17 protein-coding genes are annotated in these 19,451 nt (G+C 73.8%); 12 read left to right on the top strand and 5 right to left on the bottom strand.

Features of this window, described 5'->3' with window-relative positions:
• Positions 1-211 precede the first annotated feature (211 nt).
• The gene (locus tag AB0M03_RS05675; protein ID WP_363488762.1) at positions 212-685 is read left to right on the top strand and encodes an ATP-binding protein; all 474 of its coding nucleotides are present in this window, start codon (positions 212-214) and stop codon (positions 683-685) included.
• Positions 686-1,035: 350 nt separating this feature from the next.
• On the opposite strand, the gene AB0M03_RS05680 is transcribed toward AB0M03_RS05675, so the two are convergent.
• Complete coding sequence (locus AB0M03_RS05680) at positions 1,036-2,109, bottom strand: helix-turn-helix domain-containing protein (RefSeq protein WP_363488764.1); 1,074 nt, start codon at positions 2,107-2,109, stop codon at positions 1,036-1,038.
• Between the two features lie 86 nt (positions 2,110-2,195).
• Between AB0M03_RS05680 and AB0M03_RS05685 the strand changes: the two genes are divergently transcribed.
• From AB0M03_RS05685 to AB0M03_RS05705, 5 genes are all read left to right on the top strand, one after another.
• Positions 2,196-3,470, top strand: a complete 1,275-nt coding sequence (locus AB0M03_RS05685; RefSeq protein WP_363488766.1) for an MFS transporter — start codon at positions 2,196-2,198, stop codon at positions 3,468-3,470.
• A 97-nt stretch (positions 3,471-3,567) separates the two neighbouring features.
• Entirely contained in the window at positions 3,568-4,875 is a 1,308-nt protein-coding gene (locus tag AB0M03_RS05690; RefSeq protein WP_363488768.1) for an MFS transporter, read from the top strand.
• Between the two features lie 110 nt (positions 4,876-4,985).
• Positions 4,986-5,513 (top strand): GNAT family N-acetyltransferase, encoded by a 528-nt coding sequence (locus tag AB0M03_RS05695; protein ID WP_363488770.1) that lies wholly within the window; start codon positions 4,986-4,988, stop codon positions 5,511-5,513.
• A gap of 174 nt (positions 5,514-5,687) precedes the next feature.
• Positions 5,688-6,020 (top strand): DUF4229 domain-containing protein, encoded by a 333-nt coding sequence (locus AB0M03_RS05700; RefSeq protein ID WP_363488772.1) that lies wholly within the window; start codon positions 5,688-5,690, stop codon positions 6,018-6,020.
• 2 nt (positions 6,021-6,022) lie between these two features.
• A complete protein-coding gene (locus tag AB0M03_RS05705) occupies positions 6,023-7,021 on the top strand; it encodes a LacI family DNA-binding transcriptional regulator (RefSeq protein ID WP_363488774.1) in 999 nt (332 codons plus the stop codon).
• 62 nt (positions 7,022-7,083) lie between these two features.
• Here AB0M03_RS05705 and AB0M03_RS05710 read toward each other — a convergent pair whose 3' ends face one another.
• Positions 7,084-8,295 (bottom strand): MFS transporter, encoded by a 1,212-nt coding sequence (locus tag AB0M03_RS05710; protein WP_363488776.1) that lies wholly within the window; start codon positions 8,293-8,295, stop codon positions 7,084-7,086.
• 137 nt (positions 8,296-8,432) lie between these two features.
• Between AB0M03_RS05710 and AB0M03_RS05715 the strand changes: the two genes are divergently transcribed.
• From AB0M03_RS05715 to AB0M03_RS05725, 3 genes are all read left to right on the top strand, one after another.
• Positions 8,433-8,570, top strand: a complete 138-nt coding sequence (locus AB0M03_RS05715) for a hypothetical protein (protein WP_363488778.1) — start codon at positions 8,433-8,435, stop codon at positions 8,568-8,570.
• Positions 8,571-8,661: 91 nt separating this feature from the next.
• Positions 8,662-9,981, top strand: a complete 1,320-nt coding sequence (locus AB0M03_RS05720; RefSeq protein WP_363488780.1) for a dicarboxylate/amino acid:cation symporter — start codon at positions 8,662-8,664, stop codon at positions 9,979-9,981.
• A 204-nt stretch (positions 9,982-10,185) separates the two neighbouring features.
• On the top strand, positions 10,186-12,270 hold the full coding sequence (locus AB0M03_RS05725) for a glycosyl hydrolase family 28-related protein (RefSeq protein WP_363488782.1): 2,085 nt from the start codon (positions 10,186-10,188) through the stop codon (positions 12,268-12,270).
• Between the two features lie 92 nt (positions 12,271-12,362).
• Here the strand turns inward: AB0M03_RS05725 and AB0M03_RS05730 are convergent, their stop codons facing one another.
• The 3 genes from AB0M03_RS05730 to AB0M03_RS05740 form a co-directional block, all read right to left on the bottom strand.
• Positions 12,363-13,565: an Ig-like domain-containing protein gene (locus tag AB0M03_RS05730; RefSeq protein ID WP_363488784.1), complete on the bottom strand. Its 1,203-nt coding sequence runs from the start codon at positions 13,563-13,565 to the stop codon at positions 12,363-12,365.
• 152 nt (positions 13,566-13,717) lie between these two features.
• On the bottom strand, positions 13,718-14,761 hold the full coding sequence (locus AB0M03_RS05735) for a bile acid:sodium symporter family protein (protein WP_363488786.1): 1,044 nt from the start codon (positions 14,759-14,761) through the stop codon (positions 13,718-13,720).
• 209 nt (positions 14,762-14,970) lie between these two features.
• Entirely contained in the window at positions 14,971-15,174 is a 204-nt protein-coding gene (locus tag AB0M03_RS05740; RefSeq protein ID WP_095873528.1) for a cold-shock protein, read from the bottom strand.
• Between the two features lie 352 nt (positions 15,175-15,526).
• Here AB0M03_RS05740 and AB0M03_RS05745 point away from each other — a divergent pair, with 352 nt between their 5' ends.
• The 3 genes from AB0M03_RS05745 to mqnC all read left to right on the top strand — a co-directional run bounded on the left by AB0M03_RS05745 (position 15,527) and on the right by mqnC (position 19,444).
• Positions 15,527-16,411, top strand: a complete 885-nt coding sequence (locus AB0M03_RS05745; RefSeq protein WP_363488788.1) for a menaquinone biosynthesis protein — start codon at positions 15,527-15,529, stop codon at positions 16,409-16,411.
• Positions 16,412-16,478: 67 nt separating this feature from the next.
• A complete protein-coding gene (locus AB0M03_RS05750; RefSeq protein WP_363488790.1) occupies positions 16,479-18,110 on the top strand; it encodes a serine/threonine-protein kinase in 1,632 nt (543 codons plus the stop codon).
• A 119-nt stretch (positions 18,111-18,229) separates the two neighbouring features.
• A complete protein-coding gene (gene mqnC, locus AB0M03_RS05755; RefSeq protein WP_363488792.1) occupies positions 18,230-19,444 on the top strand; it encodes a cyclic dehypoxanthinyl futalosine synthase in 1,215 nt (404 codons plus the stop codon).
• Positions 19,445-19,451: the final 7 nt, after the last annotated feature.

Consider the following 19,451-nt stretch of genomic DNA (forward strand, 5'->3'; position numbering starts at 1 on the left):
GAGCTGTCCCCCGATCGCTGGAATATGCCCGAAGCGCTTGCTGCGACCCTCCGGTCGAATCATCCTGAGGCGTATTCGTGTCGAAGCCATGGGTAATCCGACCAGGCAGACCGGCCGAGCGCGGCCGGCCGACCGGTGTGATGAAGGCGCTGCCGCCCGGGCCGGGCGGCAGGGTGTGGGTGGCCGAATACCGAGTGCGGGTGGTGGAGCGGTGCAGGTACTTCAGGTGCAGCTGGCGGTCCAGGCGGACCCGGCGGAGGTCGGCAGGGCACGCCGCTGGGTACGGACCAGGCTTCAGGGCCACGGGCTCGACCCGGACGCGCCCATCTCCGAGACCCTCGTGCTGGTCGTCTCGGAACTGGTCACCAACGCGGTGGTGCACACGGGCTGTCCGGCCGTGCTGAGACTCACCATGCCGGTGCCCGATGCCGCGGCGCCTGACGCGTCCTCATCGCCGGTACGGGTCGAGGTCGCCGACGCCAGCCGCACCGCGCCCGCCCCCCGCCACGCCGGCCGGGACGCGACCAGCGGCCGCGGCCTGGAGCTCGTCGAGCTGCTCTGCGCGCGCTGGGGCTGGTACCCGGAGGGCTCCGGCAAGCGGGTCTGGTGCGAGATCGACCCCGCCGCGCAGGCCGCCCTCCCGGCCGAGGCGCCCGTCCTCAACGAACTCGCCTGGCAGCTCTGACCGCGCACCGCGGCACGCCCGCGGCCGCGCCGCACGGCTCCGCGCCGGACCGCGCCCCTGCACCCGCTCCCGCACAGCGCGGGTGCCCCCGCCCGGCGGCGCCCCGGCGCGCGGGAGCGCGGCGGTCGTCCGTGTCGGACCGGGCGTGCTTCCGGCCCCGCCCGGTGCGCCGCAACCTTGCCGAATTTACGACAAGCCATTGACGTGACGTATCCGACTGATCACTCTTGGGTGCAGCTCCGTCGCGAGGGGACGCCGAGGGACGCCCGGGTGGTGCCAGCACATCAGGGGGACCGGCTGCCGACCGCCCGCAGGCCTCCTCGGCGAGTGCGGAGCGCAGGCGCGCGGGTTCAGGGCTCGTGCGTCCGCTCGGACGGTGTTCCGGCGTGCCGTGCTCGGGGCGTGCGCGGCGGGGCACCGTCCGGCGAGCGGCGCCGCACCGGCGCCGTACTGCGGAAGGTTCGCCGGTAGGCGCTCGGCGCCACGTCCAGCCGGCCGCGCAGCCGCAGCCGCAGCGAGGCCGCCGTGCCGAACCCGGCCCGCCGGGCCACCTCCTCGACCGGCAGGTCCGTCTCCTCCAGCAGCTGCCGGGCCAGCTCGGTGCGCTGCACCGCCAGCCACTCGCCCGGGCTGCTCCCGGTCTCCTCGCGGAAGCGCCGGGTGAAGGTCCGCACGCTCATGCCGGCCCGGGCGGCCAGCTCGCCCAGCGGCAGCGGGCGGTCAAGGTGCTCCAGCGCCCAGCCGCGGACGGCGGCGGTGCCCGCGCCCTGCAGCGGGTCCGGGCCGGGCACGCCGACGTACTGCTTCTGCCCGCCCTCCCGCCACGGCGGCACCAGGCAGGTCCGGGCCACCGCGTTGGCGACCGCGCTGCCGTGGTCGCGGCGGACCAGGTGCAGGCAGACGTCGACGCCCGCGGCGACCCCGCCGGAGGTCAGCACGTCGCCGTCGTCGGTGAAGAGCACGTCCGGGTCCAGCCGCACCTGCGGGAACATCCGGGCGAAGCGCTCGGTGTACGCCCAGTGCGTGGTCGCCGGGCGGCCGTCCAGCAGGCCGGCCGCGGCGAGCACGAAGGCGCCGGTGCAGATCGACACCAGCCGGGCGCCGGGGCGGACCTGCGCCAGGGCGGCGGCGATCCGCGGGTCGAGGACCCCGTCGACCACGTCGCCGGGGCCGTCCTGCTGCGCCGGGATCACCACGGTGTCGGCCTCGGCGAGGAGTTCGGGGCCGTGGTCGACCGCGATCCGGAAGTCCGTGCCGGTGGCGACCGGCCCGCCGTCCACGGTGCAGGTGGCCACCCGGTAGAGCGGGACCCCGTCCGGGTCCTTCGCCGACTCGAAGATCCGCGCCGGGATGGCCAGTTCGAAGGCGATCACCCGGTCCAGGGCCAGCACCGCGACCCGGTGCTGCCGCGCGGCCTCTGCCATCCTGGTCTCCCTTCGCGCGGGGCGGTGCCACATTGTGACCCGTAAACCCCTGGCTTGCGGAAGTGGTCTGGACCAAAACTGCTGCTGTGCCCGAACCGACACCCCCGCCCGCGCCTGCCGGCGCCCCGGCCGCCCCCTGCGCCGCACCCGCCCCGCCGGCCGCCGGCCCGGCCATCTGGACCCGCAACTTCCGGCTCTACTTCACCGCCCGCAGCTCCGGCCTGCTCAGCGACGCCATGCTCCCGGTCGCCGTCGCAGCCGGCCTGATCGGTGCCGGCCACCCGCTCGGAAGCGTCGGCTACGCCATGGCCTTCCTGATGGCCCCCTTCGCCGGCCTGGTGCTGGTCGGCGGCGTCCTCGCGGACCGTTTCACCGCCCGCCGGCTGATGATCACCGCCGACCTGGTGAACCTCGCCACCCGGGTGCTGATGGCCTGGCTGTTCTTCGCCGGCGTCGACCGGCTCTGGCAGCTGTACGCACTGCTCGCCCTGGCCGGCACGGCCGCCGCCATGTTCCAGCCCGGCGCCGCCTCCACCGTGCCGCTCACCGCCCGCGACGTGCACGGCGCCAACGGCGTCCTGCGCACCTCCGAGGCGCTCACCGCCCTGCTCGGCCCGGCCGTCGCCGGACTGCTGGCGGGCGCGGCCGCCACCGGCTGGGTCATGGTGCTCGCCGCCTGTGCCTACGCACTGAGCGCCTGCTGCCTGCTCGCCCTGCGGCTCGGCCCGGCCCCCGCGCCGCCGCCCGGCAACAGCCTCTGGCGCAACCTGGTCGAGGGCTGGCACGAGTTCCGCTCCCGCACCTGGATGTGGGGCGTCATCGTGATCTGGTTCTTCTACAGCGCCCTCAGCTTCGGCCCGCTGCTGCCGGTCGCCGCCGGCCTGCTCGTCCCCGAGCACGGCTCCACCGCGTACGGCGTGCTCAACGCCGTCTTCGGGGCCGGCACGGTGCTCGGCGGACTGCTCGGCATCCGGATCAGGCCCCGGCACCCGTTGCGAGGCGGGGCGCTGGCCATGCTGGCCTTCCCGCTCACCCCGCTCGGCATCGCCCTCGGCCTGCCCGTTCCGGTGCTCGCCGCCTGCTTCCTCGTCACCGGTGTCGGCGTCACCTTCTGGGGCGTCATGTGGGCCACCAACGTGCAGACCCAGGTGCCGGCCGAGGTGCTCAACCGGATCCACGCCTACGAGGTGGCCGGATCGGTCTGCATGGCGCCGGTCGGCTCCGCCCTGGCCGGGCCGGCCTCCGAGGCCTTCGGCCCGAGGGCGGTACTCCTCGCCGGAGCCGCGGTCGCGGTGCTGGTGGTGGCCACGCTCCTGCTCGTCCGCCCGATCCGCGACCTGCGGCAGGCGGCCGGCCACTGACCGCGGGCCGGGCGGCCGGGACCGTTTGGCCCGATCCTGACGAAAGCTGGCAGTCAGGCCACTCGTTCGCGGCCGCCCCGCCCGGGAGACTCGTCCGGTGACCGAACTGACCACCCGCAGACCCGCACCCCCGACGGACAGCCGCACCCCCCGCCTGCACTACGCCTGGGTGGTGGCCGGCGTCTCCCTGCTCGTCCTGCTCGGCTCGGCCGGGTTCCGCTCCACCCCCGGCCTGATGATGGACGCCCTGAACGGCGAGTTCGGCTGGTCGCACGCCACCATCGGCAGCGCCGTCTCGGTCAACCTCACCCTCTACGGGCTCACCGCGCCGTTCGCCGCCGCGCTGATGGACCGCTTCGGCATCCGCCTCGTCGTGGTCGGCGCCCTGCTCGCCATCTCCACCGGCGCCGGGCTCACCGTCCTGATGACCGAGAGCTGGCAGCTCGTCCTCTGCTGGGGCGTCCTGGTCGGCCTCGGCAGCGGTTCCATGGCCGGCGCCTTCGCCACCACCGTCACCGGCCGCTGGTTCCAGGCCCGGCAGGGCCTGGTCACCGGCGTCCTCACCGCCGCGGGCGCGGCCGGCAACCTGGTCTTCATGCCGCTGCTCGCCGCCCTGGTCGAGAACCACGGCTGGCGGACCGCGGTCGTCGTGGTCTCGCTGTCGTCCACCGCGGTCGCCGTCCCCGTCCTGCTGCTGATGCGCGAGCGCCCCGCCGACCTGGGCCTCCTCCCGTACGGCGCCACCGAGGCGCCGCCCGCCCCGGTCACCGACGGCAGCGCGCTCGCCCGCTCGCTGCGGGTGCTGCGGGACGCCGCCCGGAGCCGCGCGTTCTGGCTGCTGGCCGGTTCCTTCGCGATCTGCGGCGCCACCACCGCCGGCCTGGTGGGCACCCACTTCATCCCGGCCGCGCACGACCACGGGATGCCGGTCACCACCGGCGCGAGCCTGCTCGCCCTGGTCGGCGTGTTCGACGTCGCGGGCACCATCGCCAGCGGCTGGTTCACCGACCGCTTCGACTCCCGCCGCCTGCTGGTCGTCTACTACGGCCTGCGCGGGCTGTCGCTGCTCTTCCTGCCGCAGCTGTTCGGCCACTCGCTGCAGCCGCCGATCCTCGCCTTCGTGATCTTCTACGGCCTGGACTGGGTCGCCACCGTCCCGCCCACCGTCGCCCTCTGCCGCCGCCACTTCGGCGAGGACGCCCCGATCGTCTTCGGCTGGGTGCTCGCCGCGCACCAGATCGGCGCCGCCGTGGTGGCCGGCCTGGCCGGCCTCGTCCGCGACCGCTTCGGCGACTACGACCTCGCCTGGTACGCCGCCGGCGGGCTCTGCGCGATCGCCGTGCTCCTCTGCCTCGCCCTGCGCGGCGGCACGCCGAAGCGCGCGGCCGTGCCGGCGGCCGCCTGAGCACCGGGGCGGGTCGGTCCGGCGGCGACGGGAGGCCGCCGGAGCCGCCGGTGTCCGGTCCGTGGCGCGGAACGGGCAGCTGCCGTAAGGACCGGATAGCCTCATCGGCTATGACACTGTCCTTCACGCTGGACCCCGAACCCACCCCGGAACTGCGCGCCGAGATCATCGCGCTCTGGACGGACGTCAGCAATGCGGGCGGCGCGGTCGGCTTCGTCCCCCCGGTCACCGCGGAGCAGGTCCGGCCCACCGCCGAGGAACAGTTCGCCGGCCTCGGCCCCGGCGGCCCGGACCGCCTGCTGATCGGCCGCGACCCGGACACCGGCCGACTGGCCGCCCTCCTCGTCTTCGTCTCGCAGCGCTTCGAGCTCATGGAGCACTGGCGGCTGCTCCAGCGGGTCATGGTCGACCCCGGCCTGCAGGGCCGCGGCCACGGCGCGGAACTGCTCGCCGAGGCCGAGCGCATCGCCCGCGGCTGGGGCCTGGCCGGCCTCAAGCTCACCCTCCGCGGCGGCCTCGGGCTGGAGAAGTTCTACGGCCGCTCCGGCTGGAACGAGGTCGGTCGGGTGCCCGGCGCGATCCGCGTCGGCCCCGGCGACGACCGCGACGACGTCGTCATGTGGCTCGACCTCCGGTAGGCGCACCCGGCCCACCGGGGCGCCCCGCCGACCCGATCGGCAGGCACGCCCGGCCCCGTGCGGGCGCGGGCGTCCGGCATGCTTCACTGGGAGACCGGCACCAGGAGACGGCCGCCCCGCGGCGGCCCGCACCCGCGCCGCCCGTCGTACCCCCGGCCGAGAAGGACGCCACCCGTGAGCAGCCGCAAGTCGCACGCCACGCTCCGCTACACCTCCCTGCGGGCGAGTATCTTCCTCGGCTGCCTGCTGCTCTCGCTGATGCTCGGGCACTTCGGCGTCATCCCGGTCGCCGGCAGCAGCGGCGTCGTCTTCCTCGTCCTGATCGCCATGCTGGTCTCCGCCCCGATCAGCTACGTGGTGCTCAGCAAGCAGCGCGACGCGATGTCCGAGGAGATCGCCGGCAAGGTCGGCGGCCTGCGCGAGCGCACCGCCCGGCGGATCGCCGAGCAGAACGCCGAGGAGGACGCGGCCGTCGACGCCGCCCGCTCCGCCGCCCGCCAGGACTGACCTTGGCCGACCCCGCGCCGCCGCGCCGCCCCACCGGGCGCGACGTGGCCCGGCTGGCCGGCGTCTCGCAGGCCACCGTCTCGCTGGTCTTCTCCGGCGCCCGCGGCCACCGCGTCTCGGAAGCCACCCGCGAGCGCGTCCGCGAGGCCGCCCGAACCCTCGGCTACCAACCGCAGGCCGCCGGCCGACAGCTGCGGCTCGGCCGCAGCGGCACGGTGATGCTCGCCGTCCCCAACCTGCTCGGCCCGTTCTTCGGCCGGGTGCTCTCCGGCGTGCACGAGGAGGCGCACCGGCGCGGCCTCGCCGTGGTGGTCTCCTCCGGCTGGGACGGCGCCACCCTGGCCGAGGCCGCCACCGCCGGCCGCTTCGACGGCCTGCTGATCTGCTCCCCGGACGACAGCCAGCTCGGCGACCTCCCCGCCGGCACCCCGGCGGTCTTCCTGGACGCCGACCCGGCCCGCAACCCCGGCCGCCCCACCGTCGAACTCGACGTCGCCGACGGCATGCGCGCCGCCGTCGAACACCTGGCCTCGGCCGGCCACCGCAGGATCGGCCACCTGCGGTCCACCCTCTCCGCCCACACCTTCCGCACCCGGCAGGCCGGCTTCGAGGCCGCCGCCGCCGCGCTGGAGGTGATCGAGGTCGGCGTCAGCCTCAACGAGGGCGCCGAGGCCGCCCGCGAGGCCGCCCGCACCCTGCTCGGCCGGCCCGACCGGCCCGCCGCCGTGATCTGCGACGACGACGTGGTCGCCTCCGGCCTCTACCAGGCCGCGGCCGAACTCGGCCTGCGCATCCCCGACGACGTCTCCGTGATCGGCATCGACAACATCCCGGTGGCCGGCCTGCTCGCCCCGCCGCTCACCACCGTCGACCTCCCGGGCGAGGAACTCGGCCGCACCGGAGTCCGGGCCCTCGCCGCCCTCCTCGACGGCGACCCGGTCACCCCCGTCCCCGCTCTCCCCACCACCCTGGTCGTCCGCTCCTCCACCCGCCCGGCCTAGGCGCGCGCCCCTGTCGGCGCACGAATCGCATTCCCTGGGGGCGGCCCGCCTTCGCTCCCGGTTCAGGCCGCCAGGACCGTTCGGGCCGGGGCGTCGGCCGGGGTGGCGGGACGGAACCAGCGGCGGCAGCCGAACAGCAGCAGCCCGCCCACCCCGATGCCGGCCGCCGCACACACCGCCACCCGGAACAGCGACCCTTCCACCAGGGCCCCGGACACCGCGTACCCCGCCGCATTGCCGGTCGCGAACAGCGTGATCAGCCAGGCGAAGGCCTCGGTCACCGTGCCGGTCGGCGCCAGCTCGGCGATCAGGACGAAGGCGGCCGCCAGCAGCGGGGCCAGCCCGATCCCCGACAGCAGGGCGAGCCCCGCCATGGCGTACGGGCCCGGGAGCGCCAGCAGCGGCAGGTAGGAGGCGGCCATCAGCAGGGCGATCACCCAGGTGCGGGTCGCGGTGGTGCTGCGCCAGCGGACCGCGCCGTAGCCGAGGGCGCCGAGCAGCCCGCCGAGCGCGGCGAGCGCCAGCATCAGCCCGGCCCCGCCGGGCAGTGCGCCGGGGTGCTGCTCCGCGTACGCGATGAACAGCACGCTCTGGGCGCCGACCGTCCAGCCGGCGCCGGCCAGGCCGATGAGCAGCAGGACCAGGCCGGGGGAGCGCAGCGGACCGAGGAGCCCGGCGGACGCCTCGCGGGCGGGTGCGCGCCAGGCCCGGGCGGGTGCGGCGGTGGCGACGACGAGGGAGCCGAGCAGGCCGAGCGCGGCGGCCGTCCACAGGGCTGTGGACGGGCCGAAGCCGGCGGCGATCCCGGCGACGGCGAGCGGGCCGGCGACGTAGAGGATCTGCTGCGAGGCGGAGTCGAAGGCGTAGGCGGTGTCGAGCTGCTCCTCCTCGACGACGGAGGGCCACAGGGCGCGCAGGCAGGGTTCGAGCGGTGGCATGGCGAGGCCGGCCAGGGCGGCGCCGGCCGGTGCGGCGACCGCGGAGCCGGGGGCGAGCGCGAGCAGGGCGTAGCCGAGGCCGGCGACCAGGGCGGTGGTGAGCAGGACGCGGGGCTGGCCGGTGCGGTCGACGATCCGTCCGAGCACCGGGCCGCCGACCGCGGCGGCGACGGCGTAGGCGGCGGTGGCCAGGCCGATCCGGCTGTAGGGCGCACCGGCCTCGCGCAGGGCGAGGGCGATCACCAGGCCGGTCATGCCGGCCGGGAGCCGGCCGAGCAGGGTGCCGAGGAGGAGCCTGGTGACGTGCGGGGCGCGGAGCAGCGCGAGATAGCCCATGCCTGAAGTTATACGTATAACCAGCCCGGCCGGTCAATCTGCGCCGACTGCGGCTGCTGCAGCCACTGGCTGGTTCGTGGCCATAGCTCAAACCAATACTTTGAACATCTCAAATGTTTACTGCTAACGTTCCGGCCATGACCATCGCAGGCGCCGCGCTCCAGGCCGGGACGAGCACCCCGCTCGCCCCCCGCCGCGCCTGCACGCCCCGAGCCGTGGCCGGCCCCCGCGCCTGCCGCGCCTGCGGCTGTACCGGGGCGGCACGCCTCTCCTGACGGTCCCTCCGCGGCCCCCGCCCGGAAGGCCCCGCGCGTGCCGCCGTGTCCGACCTCCCCCGTCTGCCACCCGACCCGGAGTCGCATCCCCATGCCCGGTCCCCTGACCAGAATCCGCCGCGTCCCCTTCTGGGCCCAGATCGCCGCCGGCCTCGTGCTCGGCCTGCTGCTCGGCTGGATCGCCCGCGCCGGCGACGTCGCCTGGCTCACCACCACCCTCGACACCGTCGGCAAGACCTTCGTCCAGCTGCTCAAGCTGGCCGTGCCGCCGCTGGTCTTCACCGCCATCGTCGTCAGCGTCGCCAACCTGCGGAACGTCGCCAACGCCGCCCGGCTGGCCGTCCGCACCCTGCTCTGGTTCCTCGCCACCTCGTTGATCGCGGTGGCCGTCGGCCTCGGGCTCGGCCTGCTCACCGACCCCGGCCGCGGCGCCGGCCTCTCCACCGAGGGCCTCAAGGCGCCCGAGGAGGCCGGCAGCTGGGTCGACTTCCTGACCGGCATCGTCCCGACCAACATCGCGACGGCCTTCGTCGAGGTCAACGTCCTGCAGATCGTCTTCCTCGGCGTCGTCACCGGCGCCGCCGTGCTGAAGATCGGCGAGAAGGCCGAACCCGTCCGCCGGCTGAGCGAGTCCGTCCTCGACCTCACCCAGACCGCCCTCTGGTGGGTCATCAGGCTGGCCCCGCTCGGCACCCTCGGCCTGATCGGCAAGTCCGTGGCCAAGTACGGCTGGGACCTGCTCACCCCCTTCGCCACCCTGACCGCCGACGTCTACATCGGCTGCGCGATCGTCCTGTTCGGCGTGTACCCGCTGCTGCTGCGCTTCGCCGCCGGCCTCAACCCGCTGCCCTTCTTCCGCGGCGCCTGGCCCGCCATCCAGCTGGCCTTCGTCTCCCGCTCCTCCGTCGGCACCCTGCCGGTCACCCGCCGCGTCACCGAGCGCCTCGGCGTGCCCGGTGAGTACGCGTCCTTCGCCGTCCCGTTCGGGGCGACGACGAAGATGGACGGCTGCGCCGCGATCTACCCCTCGCTGGCCGCGATCTTCGTCGCCCAGGTGTACGGCATCGACCTCGGCATCGGCGACTACCTGCTGATCGCCTTCGTCTCGGTGATCGGCTCGGCCGCCACCGCCGGCCTCACCGGTGCGATCGTCATGCTGACGCTCACCCTGTCCACCGTCGGCCTCCCCCTGGAGGGCGTCGGCCTGCTGCTCGCGATCGACCCGATCCTGGACATGATCCGCACCGCCACCAATGTGGCGGGACAGGCGGTCGTGCCGGTCCTGGTCTCGGCGCGGGAGAAGACGCTCGACCTGGTCGCGTACAACCGGCCGACGGGTGATCTGCTCGCCGAGCCCGCCGCTGCTCCGGTGCCCGCGCAGACCTCGGCTCCCGAGGCCGCTGCGGCCTGACGCCCCGTTCGATCAGGGCCCCTCCCCACCCCGGGGGAGGGGCCCTGATGCGTTGTCGGGATCGCAAGAATTGATACTTGGCCCTGCATCAAATCAACAGATCGGCGAAAATATCTTGCACGACTCTTGTGGGGTGGGATGCCGGAGCCCTACGCTCCGCGGCGAGCCACCTGGTGCCACCTCCCCGAGAGAATCGAGCAAACGATGTCACGGAGCATCACAGGAGCCGCAGCGCGCCGGGTCGGCACGCCGCCGCGGCGGGCGGCGGCGGTGCTCGCGGCGGTGACCGCGGCCACCGTCGGCTACGCGGGCCCGGCCGCCGCCGACAACGGCAGGGCCGGCGGCGCGGCGGCGGTGGTGACGCGGGCCGGCCTCGCGCCGGCTCTCGTCGCGGGCCGCGGCGCCGACCTCGGCACGGCCGAGCAGGAGGCGGAGAACGCCCGGAGCACCGGCACGGTGATCGGCCCGGACCGCACCGCGTACACCCTGCCCTCGGAGGCGTCCGGCCGCTCCGCGGTGAAGCTGCTGCCCGGCCAGTACGTGGAGTTCACGCTGCCCGCCGCGGCCAATGCGATCACCGTGCGCTACAGCATCCCGGACGCGCCCGACGGCGGCGGCATCACCGCGCCGCTGGACGTCACGGTGAACGGCCGCAACCGCAGCACCATGACGCTGACTTCGCAGTACTCCTGGCTGTACAACCAGTACCCGTTCAGCAACGACCCGAAGGCCGGGCTGCTCCACCCCGACTGGTGGATCACCGAGTGCTCCTGCGTGCCGAGCGCCACCACCCCCGCCCCGGAGATCTCCAAGCCGTTCCGGCCCACGCACTTCTACGACGAGCAGCGCCTGCTGCTCGGCCGCACCCACAAGGCGGGCGACACCGTCCGGCTGACCGTCCCGGCGGGCAGCAGGGCCGCGTGGACGGTGATCGACCTGCTCGACTCGCAGCTCGTGGCCGCCCCGCACGTGAACCCCGCCGCCGTGAACGTGCTCGCCTTCGGAGCCGACCCGACCGGCCGCCGCGACTCCGCGGACGCGATCGACCGGGCGATCGCCTTCGCCCGCCGGGTCCACCTGCCGGTGTACCTCCCGCCGGGCACCTTCCAGGCGAACCGCCACATCGTGGTCGACGACGTGACGATCGAGGGCGCCGGCAGCTGGTACACGATCGTCAAGGGGCGCCAGGTCGGCCTGGCCACTCCTGCCGCATGGGGGTCCCCCCGGCCGGAGGCTGGGGGAGGTTCGGTGCACACCGGCGTGGGCTTCTACGGCAAGGACGCCGCCGCGGGCGGCAGCCGCAACGTCCACCTGTCCGGCTTCGCGATCGAGGGCGACGTCCGCGAGCGGATCGACACCGACCAGGTGAACGGCGTCGGCGGCGCGATGAGCGACTCCACGATCGAGGGCCTGTACATCCACCACACCAAGGTGGGCCTCTGGTTCGACGGCCCGATGAAGAACCTCGGGGTCACCCGCAATGTGATCGCCGATCAGATCGCCGACGGCCTGAACTTCCACACCGGCGTCACCGACTCGGTGGTCTCGCACAACCTGGTCCGCAACACCGGCGACGACGGCCTCGCCATGTGGTCGGAGAGGACCGCGGACGCCCGCAACACCTTCGACCACAACACCGTGCAGTCGCCGGTGCTGGCCAACGGCATCGCGATCTACGGCGGCAGCGACAACACCGTCTCCGGCAACCTGATCGCCGACCCCGTCCGGGAGGGCAGCGCGATCCACGTCGGCTCCCGCTTCGGCGCCGAGCCGTTCGCCGGGCACCTGTGGATCACCGACAACACCACGGTGCGCTCCGGCACCTACGAGCTGAACTGGAACATCGGCCTCGGCGCCATCTGGTTCTTCGCGCTGGAGAAGGACATCGCCGCGGACGTCCGGGTGACCGGGGACGACTTCCTCGACAACACCTACAACGCGGCGATGGTGGTGGCCGACTGGCCGGTGAAGGACCTGTACGAGGTGACCGGCCTGCACTTCAAGGACATCAGGGTCGACGGCACCGGCACCTCGGTGTTCAGCGCCCGCGCGGCCGGCTCGGCCGACTTCGAGAACGTGGACGCCCGCAACGTCGGCGCGGTCGGCGTCAACAACTGCGGCACCTTCCGCTTCACGCCGGCCGGCTCGGAGTTCTCGCTCACGGACCTCGGCGGCAACGACGGCGGCGGCACCACCGGTGCCTGGCTGGCCCCGTGGGAGCTGCCCAACACCATCACCTGCGACGACCGCCCGCCGGTGGTGGCCCCGCCGGCGCCGTCCGCCTGGTGACGCCGAGCGGGAACCACCCCTGACGAGCAGTCGGGGCGCCCGTCCGGATCCCCCCTCCGGACGGACGCCCCGACGGCGTTCGGGTCAATGCGTCACCACTTGTCCCACGAGATGTTCCAGCCGCTCATGCCGTTGTCCGGGCGGACCTGCTGGCCGACCGAGTTCTGCACGGTGACCGGGTCGCCGACGATGGCGGCCGCGTAGAAGAGGCCGGCCGAGGAGCCGTCCGAGCCGTCCTTGCCGGAGGTGTCCTCCAGGCCGATGCAGCCGTGGCTGGTGTTGGTGCGGCCGAAGACGCCCGGGGCGTACTTGCCGTGCACGTAGGTGCCGGTCGGGGTGAGGCGCAGGGCGTGCGGCATCTCGACCTTGTAGGCCGGGCCCTCGTGGTTGACCACGGTGGAGGAGTCCATGACGGTGGTCCCCTCCTTCGCCATGACCACCATGGTGCCGTTGAAGGTGTTCTGCGAGGCGGGCGAGGTGGCGCCGGCGCTGATCGGGATGGTGGCGTCGGGCTTGCCGTCCTCCTTGACCACCATCTGCTTCGAGGAGGCGTCGGCGACGGCGACCCGGGAGCGGCCGATGGTGAAGGTCTGGTCGCTGTCGACCTCGCCGTAGACGTCCTTGGCCACCTCGACGCTCTTCAGCTTGTAGTGCACGGTGACCTTGGTCTGCGGCTTCCAGAACTTCTCCGGGCGGAAGTCCACGCGGTTGTTGCCGAACCAGTGCGGCTTGACCACGGTGCCGTCGGAGGCCTCGAAGGTGACGGCCTTCTCGACCGCGGCCTTGTTCTCGACCGCCTTCTTGAAGCTCAGCGAGACGATCATGCCGACGCCGTAGGTCTGCCCGTCGGCGATGTTGTCGTACGGGCTCGCGCCCTTGGTGGGCGTCAGGGTGGTGAAGGTGCTCTCCGCGGTGGTCGCCACGCCGGAGGCATCGGCGGCCTGGGCGCTGACCTTGTACTCGGTGGAGACCGCGAGGTTCTGCGAGGGCGTCCAGCCGAGGCCGTCGGCGGTGAGGGTGCCGGGCACCTCCTTGCCGTCCTTGCCGGTCACCTTGACCGCGGTGAGCTTGCCGTTGGCCACCGCGACCTTCAGCGCACCGGACGGCTTCACCTTGGTGGCGCCGTTGGCGGGTTCGATGCTCACGACCGCCTGGGACTTCTTCTGCTCCTCCTGCTTGCCGGAGCCCGTAGACGAGCTCCCGCCCCCGCTGCTGCTGCACGCGGTGGTCAGCACCAGCGCGCCACCGAGCACCGCAGCCGCCACAACCCTGCCTGCCGCCCGCTTCACTGCCATACCCCTTCGCCGTATTCCCCCCGTTAGACGCACGGGAGGGCCCGGCAGTTTCGCCTCGGGTGCGAATCGTCCGGTCACGAATCGACAACGTGCCCGCCCCGCGTCCTGAGGATCACCCGATCGAGCGAAGGCCGTCCGCCGACGAGCGTACGTCACTCCTCGGACGGGGCGTTCCCCCGTGATGCGTCCGCGGTGCGGCGGCCCCAGCGCCGGGCGAGCACCGTGCACACCATCAGCTGGAGCTGATGGAAGATCATCAGGGGCAGGACGGCGATGCCCACCGCCGCCGGCGGGAAGAGGACGGTCGCCAGTGGCAGCCCGTTGGCCAGCGACTTCTTCGATCCGCAGAACCGGGCGGTGATCCGGTCCGCCCGGTCGAGGCCGAGGCGCCGTGCGGCCGCGCCGCTGACCGCCAGCACCACGCCGAGCAGGACGAGGCACAGCGCGGCCAGCCACAGCAGCTGACCGGCGGTCACCCGGTGCCAGATCCCGTCGCGGACCCCTGCGCCGAACGCCGCGTAGACGATCAGCAGGATCGATCCGCGGTCCACGGCCATCGTGACCGCGCGGTGCCGGCCGAGCCGGGGGCCGATCCACCGGTGCAGCAGCTGGCCGAGCAGGAAGGGCACCAGCAGCTGCAGGACGACGTCCGCCACCCGGCCCGCGTCGACCGTCACCCCGGACCCGCCGGGCAGCAGCCAGGCCGCGAGCAGCGGGGTCAGCACGATGCCGGCCAGGCTGGAGAAGGTGGCGGCGCAGACCGCCGCGGCGACGTTGCCGCCCGCCATCGAGGTGAAGGCGATCGAGGACTGCACGGTGGACGGCAGCAGGGTGAGGAAGAGCACGCCGATGTACAGCCGGGCGGGCAGCACCTGCTCGGGCAGCAGCCGGGCGGCCTCGCCGAGCAGCGGGAAGAGGACGAAGGTGCACCCCAGGATCAGCAGGTGCAGCCGCCGGTTCCGGGCGCCGGCCAGCGCCTCCCGGGGGGAGAGCCGGGCGCCGTAGAGGAAGAAGAGCAGGCCGACGGCGACCCGTACGCCGTCGGCGACCGCGTCGGCGGAGTGCCCGCGGGCGGGCAGCGCGGTGGCCAGGCCGACGGTGGCGAGCAGCAGCAGGATGTAGCCGTCGATGCCGATCCGGTGCAGGGCCCGGTCGGCGCGGCGGGCTGCGGCGCGGAGCCTGGACGGGCGGGGCATACCGTCGATCATGCCGGGGCGGGTGCGCGGAGGCGGGCAGGGGCGTGCGGAGCCGGCGAGGGGCGTGCGGGAATCGCGCGGGAAAGAGGCAGGGGGCCCACCACAGTCGTGGCGGGCCCCCTTGGTACTGCTCTTCGTGCTCGTGAGGCGGCCGGTGGCCGCCGGCGGACCCGGAGGTCCTGAGCGATCAGATCATCATCAGAGGATCGTCAGACAGCGGTGACGTTCTCCGCCTGCGGGCCCTTCGGGCCCTGGGTGACGTCGAAGGTGACCGCCTGGTTCTCCTCCAGCGAACGGAAGCCGCTCGAGTTGATGGCGGAGTAGTGGACGAAGACGTCGGGGCCGCCGCCCTCCTGGGCGATGAAGCCGAAGCCCTTCTCAGCGTTGAACCACTTGACGGTTCCCTGAGCCATGCCGTTCTCCTTGCGAGGGACGTATTGGAGGCCACACCGTGTGACCTCCGGTCCGCTGCGCTGATCGCCCTGCCTCCGGGAAGCTCCGGAGTTTTTCGCACAGTGCTCAATCAATGCTCAATTGCGCTGAAACTGCTGAAAAACTACGAAAAGCCCGCGGTTACATGCTCCGCAGGCTTCAAGTACTGCAAGGGGAATCAAACTGCAACTGGAAGAGACGTTAGCACGCGGGCGCGGCCCCGACCAGGGGTGACCGAAAGGCGCGCGCCGGTGTGTCGCCCGCCTGGTGTCAGGACCTGAAGACGGCAGGCATACGCTGCGGGGAGAGTACGAACATCAGAGGGAGCACGCGGTGACCGGTCGGGACGAGAGCAGCTCCGTGGCGGTAAGGCCCCGGGTCGGACATATTCAGTTCCTCAACTGTTTGCCCCTCTACTGGGGCCTCGCACGGACCGGCAGCCTCCTCGACCTCGACCTCACCCGGGACACCCCGGAGAAGCTCAGCGACCACCTCGTCGGCGGCCGCCTCGACATCGGCCCGATCACCTGCGTCGAGTACCTCCGGCACGCCGACGAGCTCGTCGTCCTCCCCGACATCGCCGTCGGCAGCGACGGCCCGGTGATGTCCTGCGTGATCGTCAGCAAGGTGCCGCTCGCCGACCTGGACGGCCGCCCGGTCGCCCTCGGCTCCACCAGCCGCACCTCCGTCCGGCTCGCCCGGCTGCTGCTGGAGGAGCGCGAGGGGGTCCGGCCCGAGTACTTCTCCTGCGCGCCCGACCTGGACGCCATGCTGGCCCGCGCCGACGCCGCCGTCCTGATCGGCGACCCCGCCCTGCGCGCCTCCCTGGAGCAGGCCCCCCTCCAGGGCCTCGCCGTCCACGACCTCGGCGCGATGTGGAAGGAGTGGACGGGCCTGCCCTTCGTCTTCGCGGTCTGGGCCGCCCGCCGCTCCTACGCCGAGCAGCAGCCCGGCTCCGTCGCCGCCGTGCACCGCGCCTTCCTGGAGTCCCGCGACCTCTCGCTCACCGAGGCCGCCAAGGTCGCCGAGCAGGCCGCCCGCTGGGAGTCCTTCGACGCCCCGCTGCTGGAGCGCTACTTCACCGAGGCCCTGGACTACTCGCTCGGCGACCGCCAGCTCGCCGGGATCGCCGAGTTCGCCCGCCGGGTGGCGCACGACAGCGGCTTCGCCCCCGACGTGGCGGTGAGCCTCCTGGAGTCCGTGCCCGCCGCCGGGTAACACCACCCCAGGAGCCCCCGGTTGGTACTGTCCGGCGGGGAGCACGGCCGTACGGGAGGCGGGGGCGATGGAACCACTGAGCGGGGCGGACCCGGCACGGGTCGGCGCCTACCGGCTGCTGCGCCGGCTCGGCGCCGGCGGCATGGGCCGCGTCTACCTCGGCCGCACCGCCGGCGGCCGGACGGTCGCGGTCAAGGTGGTGCGCGGCGAACTCGCCGACGACCCCGAGTTCCGGGCCCGGTTCCGCCAGGAGGTCGCCGCCGCGCGCCTGGTCGGCGGCCGCTGGACGGCCCCCGTGCTGGACGCCGACACCGAGGGCGACCAGCCCTGGGTGGCCAGCGGCTACGTCGCCGGGCCCTCGCTCGACGCCGCCGTCCGGCGGCACGGCCCGCTGCCCGTCCCCGCCGTCCGCACCCTCGGCTCGGCGCTCGCCGAAGCCCTGGAGCAGGTGCACGGCCTCGGCCTCGTGCACCGGGACGTCAAGCCCTCCAACGTGCTGCTCGCCCTCGACGGGCCGCGCCTGATCGACTTCGGCATCGCCCGCGCCCTGGACGCCGCCACCGCTCTCACCCGCTCCGGCTACGTCGTCGGCTCGCCCGGCTACCTCTCGCCCGAGCAGGCGTCCGGCGAACCGGCCGGGCCCGCCGGGGACGTCTTCTCGCTCGGCGCCGTCCTCGCCTTCGCCGCCACCGGCACCGCCCCCTTCGGCGAGGGCGTCAGCGCCGCCGTCCTGCTCTACCGGGTGCTCCACGAGGAGCCCGCCCTCGACGGGATCACCGGCCCGCTGCACGACGCCGTCCGGGCCTGCCTCGCCAAGCACGCCGCCGACCGGCCCACCCCGGCCGAGCTGCGGGCCCTGCTCGCCCCCGGGGCCGTCCCCGCCGGCGGCGACTGGCTGCCGCCCGCCGTCTCCGCCGCCGTGGCCCGCACCGCCGTCGAACTCCTCGACCTGGAGGCCCACGGCCCGGACGCCGAGGCCGCCGCCCCGCTGCGCCCGACCGCCCCGCCACCACCCGCACCCGCCGGCACCCCGGCCGGCACGCCCGCACCCGCGGCCGCCCCGCCGATGCCGCACGACCGCACCCCGACCGAGCTCGACCGCCCCGCCCCGCGCCGCACCCGGTCCCGCGCCCGCTGGGCGGTGCCGCTCGCCGTGCTGGCCGTCCTCGCCGCAGGCGGCGGACTGTGGCAGGTGCTGCACCAGTCCGGCGACCGGGGGAGCAGCCAGGACGCCAGAACCACCCTCCCGTCCGGCTGGGCCTCGGCCCCCGGCTCCTCGGGCGGCAGCGGGCCGGGCAGCGGCGGGCCGACCGGTACGGCACCGAGCAGCGCCGGATCGACCGACACCCTCCCTGCCGGCTACCTCGGCAGCTGGCAGGGCACCATCACCACCCGGGTCGGCGGCCTGCCCAGCACCTTCCGGGTGGAGTTCACCGCGGGCCGGGTCGGCCAGGTCGTCGGGCGCACCAGCAACGCCTCGGCCTTCAGCGACACCGTCTGCCGCGGGGAGCTCACCCTGCTCACCGCCTCCGCCGACCGGATCGAACTCCAGGAGCGCCCGGTCGGCACCGACCCCAAGTGCACCGGCCAGCCCGAGAAGCAGACCTACAACCCGGCCGGGAACCGGCTGCTGCACATGGAGGTGAGCGGCGCAGCACTCGGCATGGACCCCTCCGGGGACCTCGCCAAGCAGGGGTGACGGGGCGGCGAAAAGCCCTGGCGTAGGCTGGTTCGGTCCTGCCGTCCGGGTGCTCCGCCCGTCCGGGGGCGCCCCGCCGCCCACCGGCCCCGCCGTTGGAAAGAAAGTAGGCCCGCCAGGTGTCCGAGCAGACCCTCGACTCCCCCGCCGCCGACCTGCAGGCCGTCCTCGACCGTGCGGCCGCCGGCGGCCGGATCACCCCCGAGGAGGCGCTGGAGCTGTACCGCTCCGCGCCGCTGCACGCCCTCGGCTCGGCCGCCGACGCGGTGCGCCGCCGCCGCTACGCGGGCGTCGAGCACATCGCCACGTACATCATCGAGCGGAACATCAACTACACCAACGTCTGTGTGACGGCGTGCAAGTTCTGCGCGTTCTACGTGCCGCCCAAGAGCGACAAGGGCTGGTCCCGCGACCTCGACGAGATCCTCCGCCGCTGCGCCGAGACGGTCGAGCTGGGCGGCACCCAGATCATGTTCCAGGGCGGCCACCACCCGGACTACGGCGTGGAGTACTACGAGCGCGCGTTCTCCGCGATCAAGGCGGAGTTCCCGCAGCTGGTGATCCACTCGCTGGGCGCCTCCGAGGTCGAGCACATGGCCCGGATCTCCGGGGTCACCGTCGAGGAGGCCGTCACCCGCATCCACCGGGCGGGCCTGGACTCCTTCGCCGGCGCCGGCGCCGAACTGCTGCCCGAGCGTCCCCGCAAGGCGATCGCCCCGCTCAAGGAGTCCGGCGAGCGCTGGCTGGAGATCATGGAGGTCGCGCACGGCCTCGGCGTCGAGTCCACCTCCACCATGCTGATGGGTACCGGCGAGACCAACGCCGAGCGCATCGAGCACCTGCGGATGATCCGCGACGTGCAGGACCGCACCGGCGGCTTCCGGGCCTTCATCCCGTACACCTACCAGCCGCAGAACAACCACCTGAAGGGCCGGACCCAGGCCACCGTCTTCGAGTACCTGCGGATGATCGCCGTCGCCCGCCTGTTCCTCGACAACGTCGCCCACATCCAGGGCTCCTGGCTGACCACCGGCAAGGAGGCCGGCCAGCTGTCGCTGCACTACGGCGCCGACGACCTGGGCTCCGTGATGCTGGAGGAGAACGTCGTCTCCGCGGCCGGCGCCAAGCACCGCTCCAACCTCACCGAGCTGATCCACCTGATCCGGGCCGCCGGCCGCACCCCTGCACAGCGCTCCACCACCTACGAGCACCTGCGCGTCCTCGACGACCCGGCGAACGACCCGGTCGACCCGCGGATCGCCTCGCACATCGCCTCCACCGCCATCGAGGGCGGCACCGCCCACCCGGAGCTGAAGATCCTCTCGGCGAACTGACCGCGCA

It is taken from the genome of Kitasatospora sp. NPDC051914 (genome assembly GCF_040680995.1).
GTDB lineage: Bacteria > Actinomycetota > Actinomycetes > Streptomycetales > Streptomycetaceae > Kitasatospora.

What these genes read in the sequence shown, in the direction of transcription:
- AB0M03_RS05680 (WP_363488764.1), bottom strand. Translation starts at nt 2,109, where the DNA reads ATGGCAGAGGCCGCGCGGCAGCACCGGGTCGCGGTGCTGGCCCTGGAC.
- AB0M03_RS05695 (WP_363488770.1), top strand. Translation starts at nt 4,986, where the DNA reads ATGACACTGTCCTTCACGCTGGACCCCGAACCCACCCCGGAACTGCGC.
- AB0M03_RS05710 (WP_363488776.1), bottom strand. Translation starts at nt 8,295, where the DNA reads ATGGGCTATCTCGCGCTGCTCCGCGCCCCGCACGTCACCAGGCTCCTC.
- AB0M03_RS05715 (WP_363488778.1), top strand. Translation starts at nt 8,433, where the DNA reads ATGACCATCGCAGGCGCCGCGCTCCAGGCCGGGACGAGCACCCCGCTC.
- AB0M03_RS05720 (WP_363488780.1), top strand. Translation starts at nt 8,662, where the DNA reads ATGCCCGGTCCCCTGACCAGAATCCGCCGCGTCCCCTTCTGGGCCCAG.
- AB0M03_RS05725 (WP_363488782.1), top strand. Translation starts at nt 10,186, where the DNA reads ATGTCACGGAGCATCACAGGAGCCGCAGCGCGCCGGGTCGGCACGCCG.
- AB0M03_RS05730 (WP_363488784.1), bottom strand. Translation starts at nt 13,565, where the DNA reads ATGGCAGTGAAGCGGGCGGCAGGCAGGGTTGTGGCGGCTGCGGTGCTC.
- AB0M03_RS05735 (WP_363488786.1), bottom strand. Translation starts at nt 14,761, where the DNA reads ATGCCCCGCCCGTCCAGGCTCCGCGCCGCAGCCCGCCGCGCCGACCGG.
- AB0M03_RS05740 (WP_095873528.1), bottom strand. Translation starts at nt 15,174, where the DNA reads ATGGCTCAGGGAACCGTCAAGTGGTTCAACGCTGAGAAGGGCTTCGGC.
- AB0M03_RS05750 (WP_363488790.1), top strand. Translation starts at nt 16,479, where the DNA reads ATGGAACCACTGAGCGGGGCGGACCCGGCACGGGTCGGCGCCTACCGG.